Source organism: Amycolatopsis sp. lyj-346 (assembly GCF_046548975.1).
Classification (GTDB): domain Bacteria; phylum Actinomycetota; class Actinomycetes; order Mycobacteriales; family Pseudonocardiaceae; genus Amycolatopsis.
This window is the reverse complement of the sequence record NZ_JAJPWT010000017.1, coordinates 137,522-156,464: the sequence shown is the minus strand read 5'-3', so window position 1 is coordinate 156,464 and position 18,943 is coordinate 137,522. Positions and strand designations below refer to the sequence as shown.

Below are 18,943 nucleotides of genomic sequence, written 5' to 3'. Positions count from 1 at the left end.
AGTGATGATCAGCGTACAATACTTTAGGGTGTAAGGAGTCGGCAAGGTGGTCGTCTTCGCGGGTCAGGGCGACGCCCGGCGGTCCATGGAGCTGCTGTGGGGGCCGCGGGTGGTGGCGCCGCGCACGGGCCCGGGCCCCAAGCCGGGCCTGTCCGTCGAGGCGATCGTCGCGGCGGCGATCGAGATCGCCGACGCCGAGGGCATGACGGCGCTGTCGATGCGGGCGGTCGGCGAACGGCTCGGCCGCACGGCGATGGCGCTGTACACGTACGTGCCGGGCAAGACCGAGCTGGTCGACCTCATGTACGACCGCACCCTGAGCGAGCTGCCGCCGGAGTACCCGACGGCGTCGGGGTGGCGCCCGGCGGCGCTGGCCTTGGCGGGCGCGCTGTGGGACCTGCACCTGCGGCACCCGTGGCTGCTCCAGGTCTCGCCGGCGCGGCCGGTGCTCGGGCCGGGGGAGTTCCACGTGCAGGAGACGCTGCTGCGGGTCCTGGCCGCGTCGGGGCTGCCGCTGTCCCGGGTCCGGTGGGTGGTGGCGGCGCTGTTCAACATCGTGCGGGGGTCGGTCCAGGCGGCGGCGGAGTCCCGTCAGGCGGCGCGCGAAACCGGACAGTCCGAAGAGGACTGGTGGTCCGCGCGGTCGGTGTTGCTGGACGAGCTGGCGCCGGACCTGCCGGCGCGGTTCCCGACGGTGACCCGGCTCGGTGCGGAGGGCGAGTACGAGGCGGCGGACTCCGAGGAGCCCTACCTCGAACGGGAGGCGCGGCTGTCGTTCGAGGCGGGGCTGGAGCTGCTGCTGGACGGCGTCGAGGCGGCGATCGTCAAGGCTTCCGGGCCTCGATGAGGAACCGGGTCGTGTGGGCGACGAACGGGCCGTCGCGCCGGATCTTCTCGTGCAGCTCGCGCAGCTCGTCCCGGTACTGCCCGGCCGTGAAGCCCGGGACCATCCAGATCACCTTGCGGAGGAAGTAGACCACCGCGCCGATGTCGGAGAACTCGGTGCGCAGCGACTCCGACCGCAGGTCGACCACCTCCAGCCCGGCCTCCGCGGCGGCTTTCACGGCGTGGTCCGGGTGGCGGCTGTTGCGCCCTTCCTCGGGCTGCGGGCCGAGGAAGAATTCGACCAGCTCGAACACACTCGCCGGGCCGACCTGCTGGGAGAAGTACGTTCCGCCGGGCCGCAGGACACGGGCGATCTCGGACCACGCCGTCGTCACCGGGTGGCGGCTGGACACGAGGTCGAACACGTCGTCGCGGAACGGGACACCCGTGGTGGCGACGACGGCGACCCCGCGCGGCCGGAGCCGGGCCGACGCCTTGGCGACGTTCGGCGGCCACGACTCGGTCGCGGCCGTCAGCCGCGGCAGGGACGGGCAGCCGTCGAGGACTTCACCGCCGCCGGTCTCGAGGTCCAGCGCCGCTTGGACGTGCTGGAGGCGTTCGCCCAGCAGCCGCTGGTAACCCCAGGAAGGACGGGCCTCGGTGGCGCGGCCGTCGAGCCAGGAGAAGTCCCAGCCGTCGACGGACACCGCTTCGGCCTCGGCCACGAGGTTCTCGAACATGGCTCCGATCGTCACAAAGCCGACGGCGGGCCGCCACCCGATTTCCGGACCGGCGGCGGGGGCACCGGCTTGGCGAGCGTGACGGCGGAGAACGCCACCACGACCGGGCCGCGCCGGGTCTCGACCGTGCACGTCGTTTCGTCGCGGGCCGTCAGGTCGCCGAGCGCGTCGGTGAAGCCGCCCTCGATCCGATAACGCACCACGACCCGGGTGCCCAGGGGCAGTTCCCGCAGCAGGTTCACGCGACCACCTCCGAAACCGAAGCCCGGCACCCGCCGGCTCAGGGTGACCCGAACTCTGCCAGCCGAAGGGCACCGCCGGTCAGTGACCCGCGGGCAAGCAGGGACGAGATGCGCAGCGACGACGTCCCGATGCCGGTCGGGCCGCCGAACGTGGGCGTGGCCATCGGGTGGTAGCCGAGCTCCGGCTCGGTGTAGCGGCCGACGTTTTCGTGCCAGTTCAGGATTCCGGCCAGCCAGTCGCGCAGTTCCTCGACGAACCCGAGCAGCATTTCCCGGACGTCCGGCTCGACGGCGTGGTCGCGGAACAGAGCGGGGAGCTCGATCGCCGCCGCGTGCTCGAACTCGGCCAGCCGGGCGTGGAGCAGGTCCGTCACCACCTCGAACGCGCGTTGCTCCGGGCAGTCCAGGAAGTTCCGCACCACCAGCACCGCGTTGTGCAGCTCGCCTTCGTACTGGATCTCCTTGCGGTAGGAGTACAGGTCGTTGATCAGGCAGGCCACGTCCGTCGCCGCGTGCTCGATCGTCTGCACCGGGCGCGTGCGGTAGAGCGCGGGCGGCACCGCACGGCCGTGCGAGAACCGCGAGAGGCTCATCGTGAGGTCCGAGCCGAACGTCCGGCGCCGCATCTCGACGTAGTCGATCGGGTCCGGGATGCGGTTCTGCGCCTGGTTCGCCAGCTCCCACAGCCAGCTCGACGTCATCGTCTCGACCGCCCGGCGCACCGCGCGCCTGCCCTCCGGTGGCAGCTCCGCCGTGGTCCGCGGCCAGAGGTCGGCCAGGCCCGCCTCCAGCGCCGTCGTCGGCGTGGGCATCGGTGCGCCGTCGGCCGGCATGAAGGCCGACAGGCGGAGATTGCACGCCTTCGCGCCCGCCAGGTCGCGGGACGCGCCGAACGCCACCGGGTAGTAGTCGTCGGCGTAGGTGCCCCAGGTCAGCCAGTCGCTCGTGACGTCGAGGGCGTCGGCCGTCGCGTCCGGGTGGATGCCCGCCGCGCACAGCGGCAGGTCGGTGGCCCGCAGCTTCCGCTCGTCCCACACCACGCCGTCGAGGAAGCCGGTGCGCCGCGCCCAGTCGACGTTCCGGCGGCGGCAGGACTCCAGGTGCGGGCTGAGCCGCAGCGGGAACGGCAGCTCGACCGACGGCCGTGGCACGTCGACCGCGGAAAACGGCGTCGAGCTGAAGGCCCGCAGCCGTTGCGGGGCGGTGGCGAGCACCGACGAGAAGATGCGGGCCGCGGACGTGCCGAGGCCGGTGGTGCCGCCCAGCTCCGGGCCGCCGCGGCCGGCCAAGGCACCTTCGTTCATGTACCGGCTGGACCGCAGGTGCCATTCGTGCCCGCCGGCCTGCCAGTCCTGCAGGCCCTTGACGTAGGCGAAGGTCGCCGCCCGCGCGGCCGGGTCGACGCAGTGGTCGTCGAACAGCGCGGGCACCTCGGCGAGCGCCGTGTGCTCGAACTGGTGCAGCCGGGAGGTGATCAGGTCGTTGACCGCGTCGGCCGCCTGCTGCGTGCTCAGCCCGAGGAACTTCTCGAACACGAGCACGCCGTTGGACAGCTCGCCCTCGTCCTGCACTTCGCGCTGGTAGGAGAACAGGTCGTTGCGGAGGTGGACGCTGTCGGCGAAGCAGTCGCGCAGGACCTCCATCGGCCGGGACGCGGCGATCGCGTCGGGGACTTCGGCGTGCACCGAGTGCTCGACCAGGTTCGCCGACCACGGTGCGCCGCCGACCTTCCGCCGCATCTCGACGTACTCGATCGGGTTGGCGAGCCGGTCTTCGTTGATGTTGGCCAATTCCCACAGGGATTCGTCCAGCAGCGCCTTCGTGCTTTCGCCGAACCGGCGCCGCCAGCCCGCCGACCGGTGCGGGACCGTGCGGTTCCACAGGTCGGTGAGGCCGCGCTCGACCGGGTTCTCCGGTGTCGCGGTGATTTCGCCTTCGGCGGGCATGAACAGCTCGAGCCGGTCGAGGTAGCCCCGCGCGCTGTCGATGTCGCCGGTGCGCTTGTACAGCTCGAGGAAGTGGTCGTCGAAGTAGAAGACCCAGACGTACCAGTCGGTGATGAGGTCGAGCTCGCCGGCGCCGGCGTCGGGGTGGGTGTACGCGCAGAGCAGCGCGTAGTCGTGGGAGTCGAGGTCGTGCTCGGTCCAGATCACCGTGCCGTGCTGCGGCACGTCGATCATGTCGAGCTCGCGGGCCCACGCCTTGCTGTGCTCGCGGGCCCGCTCCAGGTGCGGGTTCAGGCGCGCCGGGTAGGGCAGGTAGAACTCGGGGAGGACGAACGGCTGCTCGGGCACACCGCGAGGCAACCAGCCGACCGCGGTGTCCGCCAAGGGGAACAGCGGGGAAGCACACGAACGGGACGAGCGCTTCCCCCGGCCGGCCCAGCGGCGCGGCCGGTCCGGTCGGCACGCGGTGGCGAGCCGTCGCACGATGGTGGTGTCCCCGAACGAGGAGCGCGGATGACCGACGAAAACCGGGTGGCCGACAACCCCGACGAAAGCCGCTACGAGCTGTGGGCGGGCGAAAGGCTGGCCGGGATCGCGCAGTACGACCGGCGCGGCGGGCTCACGGTGTTCACCCACACCGAGATCGACGACGCGTTCTCCGGGCAGGGCCTGGGCAAGGTGCTGGCCGCGGGCGCGCTCGACGACGTCGTCGCCCGCGGCGGGACGATCGTGCCGGTCTGTCCGTTCATCGCCGGGTACCTGAAGAAGAATCCCGGGTACGAAGACCACGTCCGTTGGCCGCGCGAGTAGGCCGAAAGCGGCGGGACGTTACCCCGTTCGGGGCGTCTGAGTGGTATGTCCGGTTCCCTTGGTTATTAACCAACCTTAGTCGGTAGTGCGTTGGTTGCCTGGCAACGAAAGTGTCGGCACAGGCTTCGAACGGCAACCCTGGAGGAAGTTGATGACTCCCCGGAAGACCGCCCTCAAGACCCTCGCCGTCTTGGCGGCCGCCGCGCTGACCAGCGGTGTCTGCGCTTCGGCGGCCACCGCGTCCCCGCTGGCCTTCGCCGAGTTGCAGGCCAGCGCGATCAGCGGGGCCACCCAGGTGGCGAACGCGCTCGGCGCCGCTTCCGGCGGCATCTACCTCGAGCACGGCAAGGCCGTCGTGAACGTCGTCGACGACGCCGCCGTGCAGCGGGTGCAGGCCGCCGGCTTCACCGCGAAGAAGGTCAAGCACACCTTCGCCGCGCTGACCGGCGTCAAGAACCAGCTGGACGCGGTGAAGAACGTGCCGCAGACCGCGTGGGGCATCGACACCAAGACCAACCAGGTCGTGGTGAAGGTCTACGACGCGGCGAGCAAGGAGACCGCCGACAAGGTCTCCGCGGCCGCCGCGAAGTACGGCGACAGCGTCCGCGTCGAGCACCGCACCGGCAAGCTGGAGCTCTACATCGCCGACGGCGACGCGATCCAGAACAGCCAGGGCCGCTGCTCGCTCGGCTTCAACGTGACGCGCGGCGGCTCGCCGTTCCTGCTCACCGCGGGCCACTGCACCAACCTCGGCGGCACCTGGTCCGGCGGCGACGTCTCCGGCGCCCAGGTCGTCGAAAGCGACTGCCCCGGCGCCGACTCCGGCCTGCTGACCCGCCCGAACGGCACCGGACCCGGCGAGATCAACACCGGCCAGCAGATCACCAGCGCGGCGACGCCGACCGTCGGCGAGCAGATCCAGAAGCAGGGCTCGACCACCGGCGGCGGCAGCGGTGAGGTCACCTCGGTCGACGAGTCGGTCAACTTCGACGTCGGCGTGCTCAACCACGAGTTCGGCACCACCGCGCACACCGACCACGGCGACTCCGGCGGCCCGGCGTACGACGGCTCCAAGGGTCTCGGCACGTTGTCCGGCGGCGACACCCAGACCAGCTACTTCTACCCGCTCACCCTCGAGCTGCAGGCCTACGGCCTCGAGCTCGCCTGAGCCGGCGCGAGGGCCCGCTCACTTCCGTCAGGGGAGGTGAGCGGGCCCTCGCCCGTTCCTCAAGGGGCACTTTCGCGTGAAGGTGCCCCTTGCTTGTCAGCTGTCGAGGCGCCGCGCGCGGTAGACCGCGTCGGTGTGGTGGCCCTCGCCGCGCGTCTCGCACGTTTCGACCACCCACGTCCACGGGTCGCCGAGGTAGGTGGTGATCTCCTCGGGCTCGAAGTACAGCTCCTCCGGCGGCTTCTGGCCGTCGAACTCCCGCATGGCCTTCGGCGAGTGCCCGACGACCAGCAGCGAGCCGCCGGGCTTCACCGCGGCCGCGGCGGCGGTGAAGACGTCGCGGCGCAGGTCCGGCGGAAGGTGCATGTACTGCGCGGAGATCAGGTCGTAGGTCTCCTCGGGCCGCCAGGTGAGGATGTCGCGGTGCAGCCACCGGACGTCCACGCCCGCTTCCTTGCCCGCGGCTTCGGCACGGGCGAGCGCGGTGGTCGAGATGTCGGCGCCGTCGACCGTCCAGCCCCGCTTCGCCAGCCAGATCGCGTCACCGCCCTCGCCGCTGCCGAGGTCGAGGGCGCGCCCGGGTTCCAGTCCGTCGGCTTCGGTGCGCAGGTTGACGTTGACGTTCCCGCTCCAGATCTGGTCGTCACGCTGGTAGAGCGCCTCCCAGAACTCCCGCTTGAGCAGGTTCTCGGTGGTTATCGGCTGATCGTGTGCGTGGGGCACGGCTCCTCCTCAAGGACGTCCTGGCGAGCATGCGGGCAGCGTCCCCGGGAAGGCAAACCCTGTTGCCGGAATGGCAACCGCTGGCGTGAACGGCGGCGCGCGCGGTGCTCGCTAGGCCATCCGGGTCGCAAGTGGGGCGGCCGGCCCACCGGAGCCGCGGTTCTCTCCATGGTGGAAGGACAGACCACCGGAAGAGAGAGGTGATCCGCCGTGACGGCCGCACCCGCAACCCCGGTCCTCCCGACGACCCGGCCGCCCGGCTGCCCGTTCGACCCACCCGGCAGCTACGCCACCCTCCGGGAAACCGCGCCCACGTCGAAGGTGCGCTGCCCGGCGGGCATGGACGCCTGGCTGGTGACGCGCTACGCCGACGTCCGCGCGGTGCTCGCCGACCGCACGATGAGTTCGCGCGGCGCGTCTTCGGTGCACGTGAACCCGAACGCCGACCCCGACGAGGAAGTCAGCCCCGGCTCGATCATCCAGCTCGACGGCGCGGCCCATGCGCGGCTGCGGAAGAAGGTGATCGCGGAGTTCACCGTGCGGCGCGTGGAGGCACTGCGCGGGTACGTCCAGGGGCTGGTGGAAAGCCACCTCGACGCGATGCTCGCGAAGCCGGGCCGGGCGGATCTGGTGCAGGACTTCGCGTTGCCGATCCCGTCACTGGTGATCTGCGAGCTGCTCGGCGTCCCGTACGCCGACCGGTCGCAGTTCCAGCAGCAGAGCACTACGCTGGTCAGTACGGATGCGACGCGTGCGGAACGCGAGCAGGCCTACGACGCGCTTTCGGGTTATCTGGCGGAATTGTTCACCGAGAAACAGCGGAATCCGCAGGACGACTTGTTCAGCAGGCTGATTTCCTCCGGTGCCGGCGACCCGCTGACCATGGAGGAGCTCGTCGTGCTCGGGCTGAGCCTCCTGGTGGCCGGCCACGAGACGACGGCCAACATGATCGCGTTGAGCACGTTGGTGCTGCTGGAGCACCCCGGGCAGCGCGACGTGGTGCTGTCGGAGCCGGAGCGGGCGGTGGAGGAACTGCTGCGGTACCTGTCGGTCGTGCAGTTCGGCGTGCTGCGCTACGCGACGGCGGACGCCCAGGTCGGATCCCGTGCGGTCCGGGCGGGCGAATGGCTCGTGGCCGCGTTGAACTCGGCCAACCGCGACGAGTCGGTGTTCCCGGGCGCGGACAAGCTGGACTTCGATCGCGAGTCGCCGCGGACGCACGTGGCGTTCGGGTTCGGGGCGCACCAGTGCGTCGGGCAGCAGCTGGCGCGGGTGGAGCTGCAGGAGGCGTTGACGGGGTTGTTCCGCCGGGTGCCCGATCTGCGGCTGGCGGTGCCGCGGGAGGAGCTGGGGTACAAGCACAACACGCTCGTGTACGGGGTCCGGGAGCTGCCGGTCGCTTGGGGCTGAAATTCGCGATGTCCGCCGTGCGGGAGTTCCGGTCCATTTTGGACACATGCGGCTCCCCCGAGGTGCACACGTCCGTGAGGAGTGGCCATGACAGCTCGTCGTCTCTGGGCGGCCGTGGAGCCGTTGCACGCCGTCGTCTACTTCGCGCCCGAGACGGCCGCAGCGGCGAAGGCGGTGGGCTTGCGCGGCTACTGGATGGGCTACTTCGCGGGGCGGCTGGCGCCACTGGGCCCGATCGGCGCCGAGCCGGCGACGTCGATGCTGTTCGGCTTCGCGCCGTCGATGGTGGCGCGGGCGTTGCCGGACGCGTGGTCGTTCGCCTCGCCCGCGGCCGTCGTCGGCTCCCGGCTCGAGGCGGTGGCGTCGGCGTTGCGCCCGGTCGCGGGCGAGGTCTCGGAACTGAGCGCGCTCCTGTGGCGGGCGGTGGACGCGTGCGCGTTCGACGGGCGACCGCTCGCGGCGGCGTGGGCGGCGGTGCCGAAGCCGGCGGATCCGCCGGCGCGGCTGTGGCTGGCGGCGACGATCCTGCGTGAGCACCGCGGCGACGGGCACGTCCTCGCGGCGGTCCACGCCGGGTTGAGCGGCTTGGCGACGACCCTCACCCACATCGGTGACGGAGTGCTCGGCCGCCCGGACATCCAGCCCCACCGCGGCTGGACGGACGCGCAGTGGGACGCCGCGGCGGAGGAGCTGCGGGCCCGCGGGATCCTCGACGCGGACGGCCGTCTCACCGACGCGGGCCGCGAGCTGCGCCGCCGGCTCGAGGACGACACGGACCGGCTGGCGGCGGCACCGGTGGCGGCGCTGGGCACCGACGTCGAGCGCCTGCTGGAGCTGGCGGTGCCGCTGAGCCGGGCGCTGATCGACCGCAGTGTCGTCGTGGTGCCGAACCCGGTGGGTGTTCCCCGTCCTTGAGCGTCGATTCCGGGTGCGCTCGTTCGACGCACCGGTGAACGCACCCGGACATCGGAGGACTCATGACGTTGCTCGACGGCAAGAACGCGATCGTCTACGGCGGTGCCGGGCGGATCGGCACGGCGGTCGCCACCGCCTTCGCCGAGGAGGGCGCGCGGGTGTTCCTCGCCGGCCGGACCCGCGCCCGGCTGGACGAGGTGGCCGGCCGCATCCGCGCGGCAGGCGGCCGGGCCGAGACGGCGGAGGTCGACGCCCTCGACGAGCACGCGGTGGACGAGCACGCCGCCGCGGTCGCCGCCGAGGGGGCGATCGACGTGTCGGTCAACCTCATAGGCCACGGCGACGTCCAGGGCACACCGCTGGTGGACATGGCGCTCGCCGACTACGAACGCCCGGTGCTGACGGCCGTGCGCACCCAGTTCCTCACCGCCCGCGCGGCAGCCCGGCACATGGTGGCGCGCCGGTCCGGGGCGATCCTGTTCTTCGGGGGCGCGGGCGAGCCGGTGCGCGAGTTCGCGGTCGGCGGGCTGCAGGTGGCGTTCCACGCACTGGAGGCGATGCGCCGCCAGCTCGCCGCCGAGCTGGGCCCGCACGGGATCCGCACGGTGACGCTCCGGACGGGCGGCATCCCGGAAACCCTCCCGCCCGGGTTCCCCGGCCGGGAGGAGCTGGAGCGGAACATCGCGGGCAAGACGATGCTCGGCCGCGCGGCGACCCTGGCCGACGTGGGTGCGACGGCGGCGTTCGTCGCCTCGGACCGAGCCAGGACGATGACGGCGGCCACGGTCAACATCAGCTGCGGCGCTTTGGTCGATTAGGCGGGGGGTTGCGTTCCCGGGCCGCGGCGGGTGGCGTGCGCCGGGTGGCTTCGCGCGGTTGCGGGGCGCGGGGACCGGTCGGCGGGTGTGGGGTCCGGCGGGGGCGGGGGTTGCGTTGGCCGGGCGGCGCGGGTCGGCTGGCATGGCTTGGCGCGGGTCGGTTGCGGGGCGCGGCAACGGTCGGCGGCGGGTGTGGGGGTCCGCCGGGGTTGCCGGGGCGTGGCGTCAGCGGGGCTCGTCGCGCTGCTCGACCACCAGCCGGTGGTGGCGGGCCGCTCGGACGCGGTCGCCGCAGGTTGTCGAGCACCAGCGGCGGCGGGCGTGCTCGCGGAGGTAGTACCTGATGCAGCCGTGGGCCTCGCACGGGCGCACCAGCGGCCCGAGCGCTCCGCTCACCACCTCGATCGCGTCGCGGGACAGGGCCGCCATCGCCGCTTCGAGGGTGCCCGGCCGGGCGCTTTGCCACTCGCTCAGCGGGCCGTCCCGCCAGGCGAGCTGCAACGCGGCCGCGTCGGTTCGGGCCGCCGTGTTCACCGTCTGGATCGCGGCCGCGTCCGGCGTCCGGCCTTCCGCCAGCGCCGCCAGCAGCTCGCGGACCGCCGCGCGCAAGTCCGTCAAGCGGCGCAGCGAGTCCGGACCGGAGACCGCCGCCTCGAGCCCGTGCTCGCGCAGCCAGTCCGCCGCCGCGCCGGGGGTGGCGAGGTCGTCCGCCGCCGGGCGGCGGGTGTTGACCAGTGCCAGTGCGGGTGAGCGGTCCTCGCCGGGTGCCGCCGTGACCATGTTCGCCTCCCGAGTCCGTCGCCCCAGTGTCCCCGACGGTTGACAGCCTACTCCGTCTCATGGATAACTATAAAAGTAACCATGAGACGCGAGGAGAACACCGTGGTCACCGTGCATCACCGCTACGCCACCGTCGCCGGGCACCGGCTGTTCTACCGGGAGGCCGGGCCCGCCGGCGCGCCCACGATCGTGCTGCTCCACGGGTTCCCGACGAGCTCGCACATGTTCCGGCACCTCATCCCGGCGCTGGCCGACCGCTACCACGTCGTCGCGCCGGACTACCTGGGCTCGGGCGCGTCCGACGCGCCGGCGGCCGGCAGCTTCGCCTACACCTTCGACGTGCTCGCCGAACTCACGCTCGGCCTGCTCGACCGGATCGGCCTGGGCCGCTTCGCGCTCTACATCCAGGACTTCGGTGCGCCGGTGGGCCTGCGGATCGCGGCCGCGCACCCCGATCGGGTGACAGCGATCGTCACGCAGAACGGCAACGCCTACGTCGACGGCCTGGGCGCCGGGCTGCCGCAGAAGCTGGCCGCCGGCACGCTGACCGGCGACGACCTGCGCGGCATGGTCACCCTCGAGGCCACCAAGGCGCAGTACCTCGACGGCGTGCCCGACCCCTCACTGGTCAGCCCGGACGTCTGGATCCACGACCAGGCGCTGCTGGACCGGCCCGGTGCCGCGGCGATCCAGCAGGCGCTGCTCGCGGACTACCACCACAACATCGGCCGGTACCCGGAGTTCCACGAATACTTCCGACGAGCCGGGTGCCGCTGCTCGCGGTCTGGGGCGGCAACGACGAAATCTTCGTCGCCGACGGGGCGCGCGCCTACGCCCGCGATCTGCCCGACGCCGAAATCCACCTGCTCGATTCCGGCCATTTCGCGCTGGAAACGCACCTGGACGCCATCGCCGGGTACCTCCGCGGCTTCCTGGGACGGGTGCTGCCCGGCTGAATGCGCTTTCCGCGACCGGGTTCCCGGTCAGTGCCAGCCGTCGTCGTCGCCGAAGCCGAGGGTCACCGGGCCGCGGCGGATCCCCGCCACCGTCTCCGACGGCAGCACGTCGTCCAGGAAGGCGTACTCCGGGCTGCGGGTCCGCGCGTGCCACTGCCCGATCTCGTGCCAGCCCGGCGCCGCCAGCGCGCCGCCGAAGTGCTGGACCGACAGGCTCGCGGTGAGGCACGCGAACCGCAACCGCTCCACCAGCGGCCAGCCCGTCAGCGTCGCGGCCACGAAGCCGGCGCCGAACACGTCGCCCGCGCCGGTGGCGTCCAGCACGTCGACCGGGAGGGCCGGGACCGCCGCCGTCTCGCCGGTCGTCCCGTCCACCGCCAGCACGCCCTCGCCGCCGCGGGTGATCACCGCGATCGGGACCAGCTCCGCCAGCCTGGACAGCGCCGCCTCGGGGGTGTCCGTGCGGGTGTAGCGCAGGGCTTCGACCTCGTTCGGCAGGAACGCGTGGCAGCACGCCAGCTGCTCCAGCAGCGCGGGCGACCAGGCCTCGGACGGGTCCCAGCCGACGTCGGCGAAGACCAGGCTGCCCGACTGGTGCGCGGTGTGGACCCACTCGGCCGTGTCGAGGCCGATGTGCGCCACCGTCGCGCGGCTCGCCGGCGGCGAACCGGCGAGTTCCGCGACCGGGACGGGTGGCGGGTGGCCGTGGGTGATCATCGCGCGGTCGCCGGCGTAGGCCAGCGAGACCGTCACCGGGGAGTGCCACTCCGGGAACCGCCGCGACCGCGACAGGTCGATGTGCTCCTGCCGGGCCAGCACGTCCCAGCAGTAGCGCCCGTAGACGTCGGTGCCGAACGCCGCCGCCAGCGACGTCCGCAGGCCGAGCCGGCTCAGCGCGACGGCGAAGTTCGCGATCCCGCCCGGTCCCGAGCCCATGCCGCCCGTCCACACCTCCGTGCCCGGGGCCGGCGGGTGTTCGAGCCCGGTGAAGACCAGGTCGAAGAACAGCAGGCCGGACAGGAACACCTCGGTTTCGGGTGCGGGCTCAGCCGGCACGGGCACCTCCACTCCGATCACGTCACGGTGGCCCGAGCCTGCGTCAGCGGCGCGAGAATCGCAAGAGCCCGCCCGTTCGAGGCACGGATTGCGTGGTTCCGGCTGCTAAGGTCGCCGGATGCGGCACGGCTGTCATTCGGAGCGTCGCTCCGGGCCGGGGGCTCCGCCACCCGGACCCCCGGAAAACCTGGTGGGTCATCCCCTCGAGGGAAGTGCCCCGCGATGAGGCTGACGATCCTCGGCGGCGGCGGATTCCGCGTGCCGCTGGTGCACGGGGCGCTGCTGGACGGCGGCGATGTCACCGAGCTCGTCCTGCACGACGTCGACGCCGGGCGCCTCGCGGCGATCGAACGGGTACTGGCCGAGCAGGCCGCCGGTGCGGCGGGCGCACCGCGGGTGCGCACCACCACCGATCTCGCCGCCGCGGTGTCCGATGTGGACTTCGTGTTCTCGGCCGTCCGCGTCGGCGGCCTGCGCGGACGGCGGCTGGACGAGCAGATCGCGCACGCGGAAGGCGTGCTGGGCCAGGAAACGGCGGGCGCGGGCGGGATCGCCTTCGGGCTGCGGACGGTCCCGGTCGCGGTCGCCCTCGCGCGGCTGGTCGGCGAGCTGGCGCCGCGCGCGTGGGTCATCAACTTCACCAACCCCGCCGGGATGGTCACCGAAGCGATGGCCGCGCACCTCGGCGGCCGGGTGATCGGCATCTGCGACTCCCCGGCCGGGTTGTGCCGCCGCGTCGCCCGGGCCCTCGGGATCGACGCGGCGGCGGCGCGCTTCGACTACGCGGGACTCAACCACCTCGGCTGGCTCCGCTCGGTCCGCGCCGGCGGCGAGGACCTCCTGCCGCGGCTGCTCGCCGACCCCGCCGCGTGCGAGTCGTTCGAGGAGGGCAAGCTCTTCGGCGCGGACTGGCTGCGCACGCTCGGCGCGATCCCCAACGAATACCTGCACTACTACTACTTCGCCCGCGAGGCCGCCGGTTCGGCGTCGCGCGGGGCGTTCCTGCTGGAGCAGCAACGCGGGTTCTACGCGGACCCTTCGCTGGCGTCGTGGGAACGCACGCGCTTGGAGCGCGAAGCGACGTACATGGCCGAGACGCGCGAGGGCGAACGTGACGATCTCGAAGGCGGCGGCTACGAGAAGGTCGCGCTGGCGTTGATGCGCGCCCTCGCGCACGGCGAGCGCACGACGCTGATCCTCAACGTCCGCAACGGTTCCGCGCTGCCGGGCGTGCCGGGTGACGCGGTCGTCGAGGTGCCGTGCACCGTCGGCACCGGCGGTGCACGCCCGATCGCCGCCGCGCCACTGGCGGACCACGCACTGGGCCTGGTGACGACGGTCAAGGCCGTCGAGCGGGCAGCGATCGAGGCCGCGACGACGGGTTCGCGGGCGGCGGCGCTGCGGGCGTTCGCGCTGCACCCGCTGGTCGGCTCGGTGCCGGTCGCGCGGCGGCTGCTCGACGCCTACGTCGCCGCGCACCCGGAACTCGCCTACCTCGCTTAGACCGCCGCCATCGCGTTGAACTCCGCTTCGGCTTCGCGCTCGGTGTAGAGCTCCCACGCCGTGTCCGCGATGTCGTCCGGATCGAGCGTGCCCACGGTGAAGCCGTGGTCCTGCGCGGTGAACACGCGGTGGATGTCGCCGCGCTCGATGAGGCCGCCGATGGTCAGGAGGCCCGCGTGCACGCCGGTTTCCCGCAGGGCCGCGTGCAGCGTGAGCACGTACATCCGCAGTGCCGCCGACGCCGGGGCGAGGCTGCCGAGCATCGGCATCGGGTACTTGCCGCTCAGGCCGCCGGCGAACAGCAGCGAACCCGAGCCGCGGGCCAGCAGACCCGGCAGCACGGCTTCGACGAGTTTCGCCGCCGGGAGCACCACGGAATCGAACGACGCGCGCAGGGTGCCGGCGCCGGCTTCGGTGATCGGCGTGATGCCCGGGCCAGACGTGGCGTCGGCCGGCCCGAAGTACACCGTGTCGATCTCCCCGGCGTCGGCCGTGATGCGGACGAGCACGTCGCGGAGCTGGGCTTCGTCGGTCACGTCGGCCGTGTAGGTGGGGGCGTTGACGCCGTCCAGCGACGCGCGGTAAGCCGCGTGCCGGGTGTCGGTGCGGGAAACCAGCGCGGTCGTGAAGCCTTCGCGGCCGAAGCGGCGGGCGATCGACAGGCCGAGCCCGGGACCGACGCCCAGGACGGCGAGCACTTTCGGCAAGGGGAACCTCCTCGTAGCGAACTTGAGTACATCCTCAACTTAGCCACAAGTTGAGGATGCCGTCAACTTGCTCTTTGTGTCCACAAAGGACAACTCGTGGTCCGGCCGTGCGGCCGTCCGGGCGGTTTCCGGCGTCCGGACGGGTTTCCCGCGCTGTTGCGCCTTCCGCGACGACGGGAGCGGCGCCCATCATCGGCGGCATGACCGCTGTGTATCCCGCCGAGAAGGACCACCCCGCCGTCCCGATGGGGGCGATCTACGCCGGGCACCCGCCGGTGTCCCGGATCGCGTTCCCCAGCGGGCACGAAGGCTGGCTGGTGACGCGCTACGACGACGTCCGCACGGTCTTCTCCGATCCGCGGTTCAGCCGCAACCTGCTGTACCCGGGCGCGCCGTGCCTCATCGAACCGGGTGACTTCTCGACCGGCGAGCACAGCATCCTGAACATGGACCCGCCGGACCACACCCGCCTGCGGCGGCTGTCGGCGCAGGCGTTCACCGTCCGCCGGATCGCCGCGTTCCGGCCCCGGATCCAGGAGATCGCCGACGGGCTCCTGGCGGCGATGATCGCCAACGGCCCGCCGGCGGACCTGGTCGAGGAGTTCGCCTTCCCGCTGCCGACCGCCGTCATGTGCGAGCTGCTCGGCGTCCCGTTCGCCGGCCGCGAGCGGTTTCGCCAGTGGTCGCGGGTGATCGTGACGCCGATGCAGCACGCGCCCGCCGACGTCGAGCAGGCCCGCCGCGACGGCGCCGACGACATGGCCGCGCTGGTGGCGGAGAAGCGGGCCCACCCCGCGGGCGACTTCCTGAGCGCGCTCGTGCACGCCCGCGACGAGGACGGCGACCGGCTCACCGAGCCGGAGCTGATCGACCTCGCCACGCAGCTGCTGCTCGCCGGGCACGAGACGACGGTCAGCCTGATCGGGTGCGGCGTCGTCCTGCTGTGCCGGCACCCGGAACAGCTGGCCGCGCTGCGCGCCGATCCCGCCCTGACGCCGGGCGCGATCGAGGAGATCATGCGCTACGACGGCCCGGTCGACTCGTCGCTGCTGCGCGTGGCCCTCGAGGACGTCGAGCTGAGCGGGGTGCTCGTGCGCCGCGGCGAGGCGGTGCTGGCCCATGTCGGAGCGGCCAACCGCGACGAGAACGTGTTCCCGGCGGCGACCGAGTTCGACATCCGCCGCAAGGACGCCCCGCAGCTCGGCTTCGGGCACGGCATCCACTTCTGCCTGGGTGCGGCGCTGGCCCGGCTGGAGGGCGAGATCGCCCTGCGGGCGCTGGTCGACCGGCTGCCCGGCCTGGACCTGGCGGTACCGGCGGAGGCCGTCACCTGGCGGCCGCCGCTGTCGGTGCGCGGGCCCGAAGAGGTGCCGGTGACCTGGAAGGCCTGAGTAAATGCGCCTGAGGTCGCGAAGCCGACTGCTCGCGCACTTGCGCCGAATGCCGCGTCCGGTTGGCGCCACCGGCCGAGCGGTCCGGTCCGGCACTGCTCCACTCGGGTAGAACCTGTTCCAGTTCTGCCGTGCTCCCGAAATCATGACCTCGCCGTTCCCGCGAGCGAGGAGTCGCCATGGATGCCGACCTGACCCGCCGTCAGCTCCTCCGCGGCACCGCCGCGGGCGCCGGCCTCGCCGTGACGGCCGGGCTCGCGTCCCCGGCCGCCGCGGCGCCGTTGGCGGAGTACGACGTCGTCGTGGTCGGCTCCGGTGCGGCGGGCATGACCGCGGCCCTCACCGCGGCCAAGCGCGGGCTGAGCGTCGTGGTGCTCGAGAAGGCGCCGACCTTCGGCGGGTCCGCCGCCCGCAGCGGCGCCGGCATCTGGATCCCCAACAACCAGGTGCTGCTCGCCGCCGGCGTGCCGGACACGCCCGCGAAGGCCGCGCAGTACCTCGCTGCCGTCGTCGGCCCGGAAGTGCCGGCCGCGCGGCAGGAGGCCTTCCTGCGCCACGGCCCGGCGATGATCGCGTTCGTCATGGCGAACAGCCCGCTGCGCTTCCGCTTCATGGCGGGCTACAGCGACTACTACCCGGAGCTCCCCGGCGGGCTGCCGAACGGCCGGTCGATCGAGCCGGACCAGTTCGACGGGAACCTGCTGGGTGCCGAACTGGCCAACCTGAACCCGCCCTACCTCGCCACGCCGCCCGGGCTCGTCGTCTTCAGCGCCGACTACAAGTGGCTGAACCTGGCCGCGGTGAACGCCAAGGGTGCCGCGGTCGCCGCCGAGTGCCTCGCCCGCGGCACGGCCGCCGCGCTGGCCGGGCAGAAGCCGCTCACCATGGGCCAGTCGCTCGCCGCCGCCCTGCGCGTGGGCCTGCAGCGGGCGAACGTGCCGGTGCTGCTGAACACCCCGCTCGTCGACCTGAACGTGGAAAACGGCGCGGTCACCGGTGTCGTGACGCCGCAGGGGCTGGTGCGGGCGCGGCGCGGCGTGATCGTCGGCTCCGGCGGGTTCGAGCACAACGCCGCGATGCGCGCGCAGTACCAGCGGCAGCCGATCGGCACCGACTGGGCGGTCGGCGCGAAGGAGAACACCGGCGACGGCCACCGCGCCGGGCAGCGCGCCGGCGCCGCCCTCGACCTGATGGACGACGCCTGGTGGGGCCCGGCCATCCCGACCCCCGGCGACCCGTACTTCTGCCTGGCCGAACGCACCCTGCCCGGCGGGCTGATCGTGAACCAGGCCGGGCAGCGGTTCGTCAACGAAGCCGCGCCCTACGGCGACGTCGTGCACACCATGTACGACAAGAACCCGTCGGCGCCGGACATCCCGGCGTGGCTGATCGTCGACCAGAACTACCGCAACCGGTACCTGTTCCGCGACATCCTGCCGCTGCTGCCGTTCCCGGACGCCTGGTACGCCGGCGGCGCGGTCTTCAAGGCCTCGACCGTCCAGGGCCTCGCCGCGCAGATCGGCGTGCCGCAGGCGGCCCTGAAGTCCACTGTGGACCGCTTCAACGGGTTCGCCCGGTCCGGCGTCGACAGCGAATTCCACCGCGGCGCGAGCGCGTACGACCACTACTACACGGATCCGTCGGTGTCGCCGAACTCCTGCCTGGCGCCGCTGTGGGCCCCGCCGTACTACGCGCTGCGGCTCGTCCCCGGCGACCTCGGCACGAAGGGCGGCATGCGCACGGACGCCAGGGCCCGGGTGCTCCGCCCGGACGGCTCGGTGATCCGCGGCCTGTACGCGGCGGGCAACGCGAGCGCGGCGGTGATGGGGCACAGCTACGCCGGCGCAGGGTCGACCATCGGCCCCGCGATGACGTTCGGCTACATCGCCGCGAACGATGTTTAGAACTCCTTTTGCACCAGCGGAAGCACCTCGGTGCCGAGCAGTTCGATCGCGCGCATGACCTCGGCGTGCGGCACGCCGGACCAGTCCATCTGCATGGCGTACCGGTCCGCGCCGGTGAGCTTGCCGACCGCGATCAGGCGTTCGGCGATCTCCTGGGAGCTGCCGACGAACAGCGCCTGCGCGTCGCGGGTGTACTCGTCGTACTCCGCGCGGGTCGGGACCGCCCAGCCGCGGGCGCGGGCGCCGTACTTCATCGTCTCGAGCCAATACGGATAGAAGGTTTCCTTGGCCTCCTGGGACTTCTCGGCGATGAAGCCGATCGCGCCCATCGTGACGTGCAGGTCCGCGGGGTCCTGTTCACCGGCCTCGCCGGCCTGGCGGTAGAGGTCGACGAGCGGGGCGAAGCGCTCCGGCCGGCCGCCGATCACCGCGTACACCACCGGCAGGCCGAGCAGCCCGGCGCGGATCGACGACTCGGGGTTGCCGCCGGTGCCGACCGAGATGCGCAGGCGCCTGCCGTACGGCCGGGGCAGGATCCGGGCGTTCTCCAGCGGCGGGCGGAACTTGCCGGACCACGTCAGCGGGTCCTCGCGGTCGATGTGCAGCAGCAGGGCGAGCTTCTCCTCGAAGAGCTCGTCGTAGTCGCCGAGGTCGTTGCCGAACAGCGGGAACGACTCGGTGAACGACCCGCGGCCGGCGAGCAGCTCGGCGCGGCCGTGGCTGAGCTGGTCGAGCGTGGTGAACTGCTGGTAGAGGCGGACCGGGTCCTCGGTGCTCAACACGGTGACGGCGGAGCTGAGGGTGATCTGGTTCGTGACGCTCGCGGCGGCGGCCAGCACGGTGCCGGGATGGGAGATCGCGTACTGGTCGAGGTGGTGCTCGCCGAGGCCGTAGAAGCCGAGGCCCAGCTCGTCGGCGAGCTTGATCCGCTCGAGGGTGTTGGCCAGCGTCTGCGCGACGGTGGGCTGTTCGCCGGTGCGCGGGTCCGGCGCGCGGTCGCCGAAGCTGTAGATGCCGAGTTTCATACAACGCTCAACTATCTTCGGGAC

General features: G+C 72.4%; 17 protein-coding genes and 1 pseudogene. 10 read left to right on the top strand and 8 right to left on the bottom strand.

The window, feature by feature from the left end; genetic code table 11:
- Nucleotides 1-46 precede the first annotated feature (46 nt).
- Nucleotides 47-847: a TetR/AcrR family transcriptional regulator C-terminal domain-containing protein gene (locus ACLJQE_RS36355; RefSeq protein WP_410644091.1), complete on the top strand. Its 801-nt coding sequence runs from the start codon at nt 47-49 to the stop codon at nt 845-847.
- Here the strand turns inward: ACLJQE_RS36355 and ACLJQE_RS36350 are convergent.
- The 3 genes from ACLJQE_RS36350 to ACLJQE_RS36340 are packed head-to-tail and all read right to left on the bottom strand — an operon-like array spanning nt 825 to nt 4,101.
- Complete coding sequence (locus tag ACLJQE_RS36350) at nt 825-1,565, bottom strand: methyltransferase domain-containing protein (RefSeq protein WP_410644090.1); 741 nt, start codon at nt 1,563-1,565, stop codon at nt 825-827. The two genes, ACLJQE_RS36355 and ACLJQE_RS36350, sit on opposite strands and share 23 nt — an antisense overlap.
- Before the next feature lie 11 nt (nt 1,566-1,576).
- Nucleotides 1,577-1,807 carry a ferrous iron transport protein A gene (locus ACLJQE_RS36345; RefSeq protein ID WP_410644089.1) on the bottom strand — a complete coding sequence of 77 codons (231 nt, stop codon included), beginning with the start codon at nt 1,805-1,807 and terminating at the stop codon, nt 1,577-1,579.
- Nucleotides 1,808-1,845: 38 nt separating this feature from the next.
- The gene (locus ACLJQE_RS36340; protein WP_410644088.1) at nt 1,846-4,101 is read right to left on the bottom strand and encodes a terpene synthase family protein; all 2,256 of its coding nucleotides are present in this window, start codon (nt 4,099-4,101) and stop codon (nt 1,846-1,848) included.
- A 165-nt stretch (nt 4,102-4,266) separates the two neighbouring features.
- On the opposite strand from ACLJQE_RS36340, the gene ACLJQE_RS36335 reads away from it, so the two are divergent.
- Nucleotides 4,267-4,563: a GNAT family N-acetyltransferase gene (locus ACLJQE_RS36335; RefSeq protein ID WP_410644087.1), complete on the top strand. Its 297-nt coding sequence runs from the start codon at nt 4,267-4,269 to the stop codon at nt 4,561-4,563.
- 151 nt (nt 4,564-4,714) lie between these two features.
- Nucleotides 4,715-5,731: a S1 family peptidase gene (locus ACLJQE_RS36330; RefSeq protein WP_410644086.1), complete on the top strand. Its 1,017-nt coding sequence runs from the start codon at nt 4,715-4,717 to the stop codon at nt 5,729-5,731.
- Between the two features lie 96 nt (nt 5,732-5,827).
- Here ACLJQE_RS36330 and ACLJQE_RS36325 read toward each other — a convergent pair whose 3' ends face one another.
- Nucleotides 5,828-6,454, bottom strand: coding sequence for an SAM-dependent methyltransferase (locus ACLJQE_RS36325; RefSeq protein WP_410644085.1), 627 nt, complete (start codon nt 6,452-6,454; stop codon nt 5,828-5,830).
- Between the two features lie 210 nt (nt 6,455-6,664).
- Between ACLJQE_RS36325 and ACLJQE_RS36320 the strand changes: the two genes are divergently transcribed.
- The 3 genes from ACLJQE_RS36320 to ACLJQE_RS36310 all read left to right on the top strand — a co-directional run bounded on the left by ACLJQE_RS36320 (nt 6,665) and on the right by ACLJQE_RS36310 (nt 9,597).
- Nucleotides 6,665-7,864 carry a cytochrome P450 gene (locus ACLJQE_RS36320; protein WP_410644084.1) on the top strand — a complete coding sequence of 400 codons (1,200 nt, stop codon included), beginning with the start codon at nt 6,665-6,667 and terminating at the stop codon, nt 7,862-7,864.
- An 87-nt stretch (nt 7,865-7,951) separates the two neighbouring features.
- On the top strand, nt 7,952-8,779 hold the full coding sequence (locus ACLJQE_RS36315) for an SCO6745 family protein (protein ID WP_410644083.1): 828 nt from the start codon (nt 7,952-7,954) through the stop codon (nt 8,777-8,779).
- A gap of 62 nt (nt 8,780-8,841) precedes the next feature.
- On the top strand, nt 8,842-9,597 hold the full coding sequence (locus tag ACLJQE_RS36310) for an SDR family NAD(P)-dependent oxidoreductase (protein WP_410644082.1): 756 nt from the start codon (nt 8,842-8,844) through the stop codon (nt 9,595-9,597).
- 225 nt (nt 9,598-9,822) lie between these two features.
- On the opposite strand, the gene ACLJQE_RS36305 is transcribed toward ACLJQE_RS36310, so the two are convergent.
- Nucleotides 9,823-10,377: a CGNR zinc finger domain-containing protein gene (locus ACLJQE_RS36305; protein WP_410644081.1), complete on the bottom strand. Its 555-nt coding sequence runs from the start codon at nt 10,375-10,377 to the stop codon at nt 9,823-9,825.
- Between the two features lie 102 nt (nt 10,378-10,479).
- Between ACLJQE_RS36305 and ACLJQE_RS36300 the strand changes: the two are divergent.
- A pseudogene (locus ACLJQE_RS36300) lies at nt 10,480-11,333 on the top strand (alpha/beta fold hydrolase).
- A gap of 27 nt (nt 11,334-11,360) precedes the next feature.
- Here ACLJQE_RS36300 and ACLJQE_RS36295 read toward each other — a convergent pair.
- Complete coding sequence (locus ACLJQE_RS36295) at nt 11,361-12,389, bottom strand: carbohydrate kinase family protein (RefSeq protein ID WP_410644080.1); 1,029 nt, start codon at nt 12,387-12,389, stop codon at nt 11,361-11,363.
- A gap of 222 nt (nt 12,390-12,611) precedes the next feature.
- On the opposite strand from ACLJQE_RS36295, the gene ACLJQE_RS36290 reads away from it, so the two are divergent.
- A complete protein-coding gene (locus ACLJQE_RS36290) occupies nt 12,612-13,892 on the top strand; it encodes a 6-phospho-beta-glucosidase (protein WP_410644079.1) in 1,281 nt (426 codons plus the stop codon).
- On the opposite strand, the gene ACLJQE_RS36285 is transcribed toward ACLJQE_RS36290, so the two are convergent.
- A complete protein-coding gene (locus tag ACLJQE_RS36285) occupies nt 13,889-14,599 on the bottom strand; it encodes an SDR family oxidoreductase (RefSeq protein WP_410644078.1) in 711 nt (236 codons plus the stop codon). The genes ACLJQE_RS36290 and ACLJQE_RS36285 overlap by 4 nt on opposite strands.
- Nucleotides 14,600-14,799: 200 nt before the next feature.
- On the opposite strand from ACLJQE_RS36285, the gene ACLJQE_RS36280 reads away from it, so the two are divergent.
- A complete protein-coding gene (locus tag ACLJQE_RS36280; protein ID WP_410644077.1) occupies nt 14,800-15,990 on the top strand; it encodes a cytochrome P450 in 1,191 nt (396 codons plus the stop codon).
- A gap of 179 nt (nt 15,991-16,169) precedes the next feature.
- On the top strand, nt 16,170-17,894 hold the full coding sequence (gene kstD, locus ACLJQE_RS36275; RefSeq protein WP_410644076.1) for a 3-oxosteroid 1-dehydrogenase: 1,725 nt from the start codon (nt 16,170-16,172) through the stop codon (nt 17,892-17,894).
- On the opposite strand, the gene ACLJQE_RS36270 is transcribed toward kstD, so the two are convergent.
- A complete protein-coding gene (locus ACLJQE_RS36270) occupies nt 17,891-18,919 on the bottom strand; it encodes an LLM class flavin-dependent oxidoreductase (RefSeq protein ID WP_410644075.1) in 1,029 nt (342 codons plus the stop codon). The genes kstD and ACLJQE_RS36270 overlap by 4 nt on opposite strands.
- Nucleotides 18,920-18,943: the final 24 nt, after the last annotated feature.

Excerpts from the sequence above, each read along its gene's own strand:
- ACLJQE_RS36310 (WP_410644082.1), top strand. The coding sequence starts at position 8,842 with ATGACGTTGCTCGACGGCAAGAACGCGATCGTCTACGGCGGTGCCGGG.
- ACLJQE_RS36280 (WP_410644077.1), top strand. The coding sequence starts at position 14,800 with ATGACCGCTGTGTATCCCGCCGAGAAGGACCACCCCGCCGTCCCGATG.
- ACLJQE_RS36270 (WP_410644075.1), bottom strand. The coding sequence starts at position 18,919 with ATGAAACTCGGCATCTACAGCTTCGGCGACCGCGCGCCGGACCCGCGC.
- ACLJQE_RS36350 (WP_410644090.1), bottom strand. The coding sequence starts at position 1,565 with ATGTTCGAGAACCTCGTGGCCGAGGCCGAAGCGGTGTCCGTCGACGGC.
- ACLJQE_RS36315 (WP_410644083.1), top strand. The coding sequence starts at position 7,952 with ATGACAGCTCGTCGTCTCTGGGCGGCCGTGGAGCCGTTGCACGCCGTC.
- ACLJQE_RS36305 (WP_410644081.1), bottom strand. The coding sequence starts at position 10,377 with ATGGTCACGGCGGCACCCGGCGAGGACCGCTCACCCGCACTGGCACTG.
- kstD (WP_410644076.1), top strand. The coding sequence starts at position 16,170 with ATGGATGCCGACCTGACCCGCCGTCAGCTCCTCCGCGGCACCGCCGCG.
- ACLJQE_RS36290 (WP_410644079.1), top strand. The coding sequence starts at position 12,612 with ATGAGGCTGACGATCCTCGGCGGCGGCGGATTCCGCGTGCCGCTGGTG.
- ACLJQE_RS36335 (WP_410644087.1), top strand. The coding sequence starts at position 4,267 with ATGACCGACGAAAACCGGGTGGCCGACAACCCCGACGAAAGCCGCTAC.
- ACLJQE_RS36330 (WP_410644086.1), top strand. The coding sequence starts at position 4,715 with ATGACTCCCCGGAAGACCGCCCTCAAGACCCTCGCCGTCTTGGCGGCC.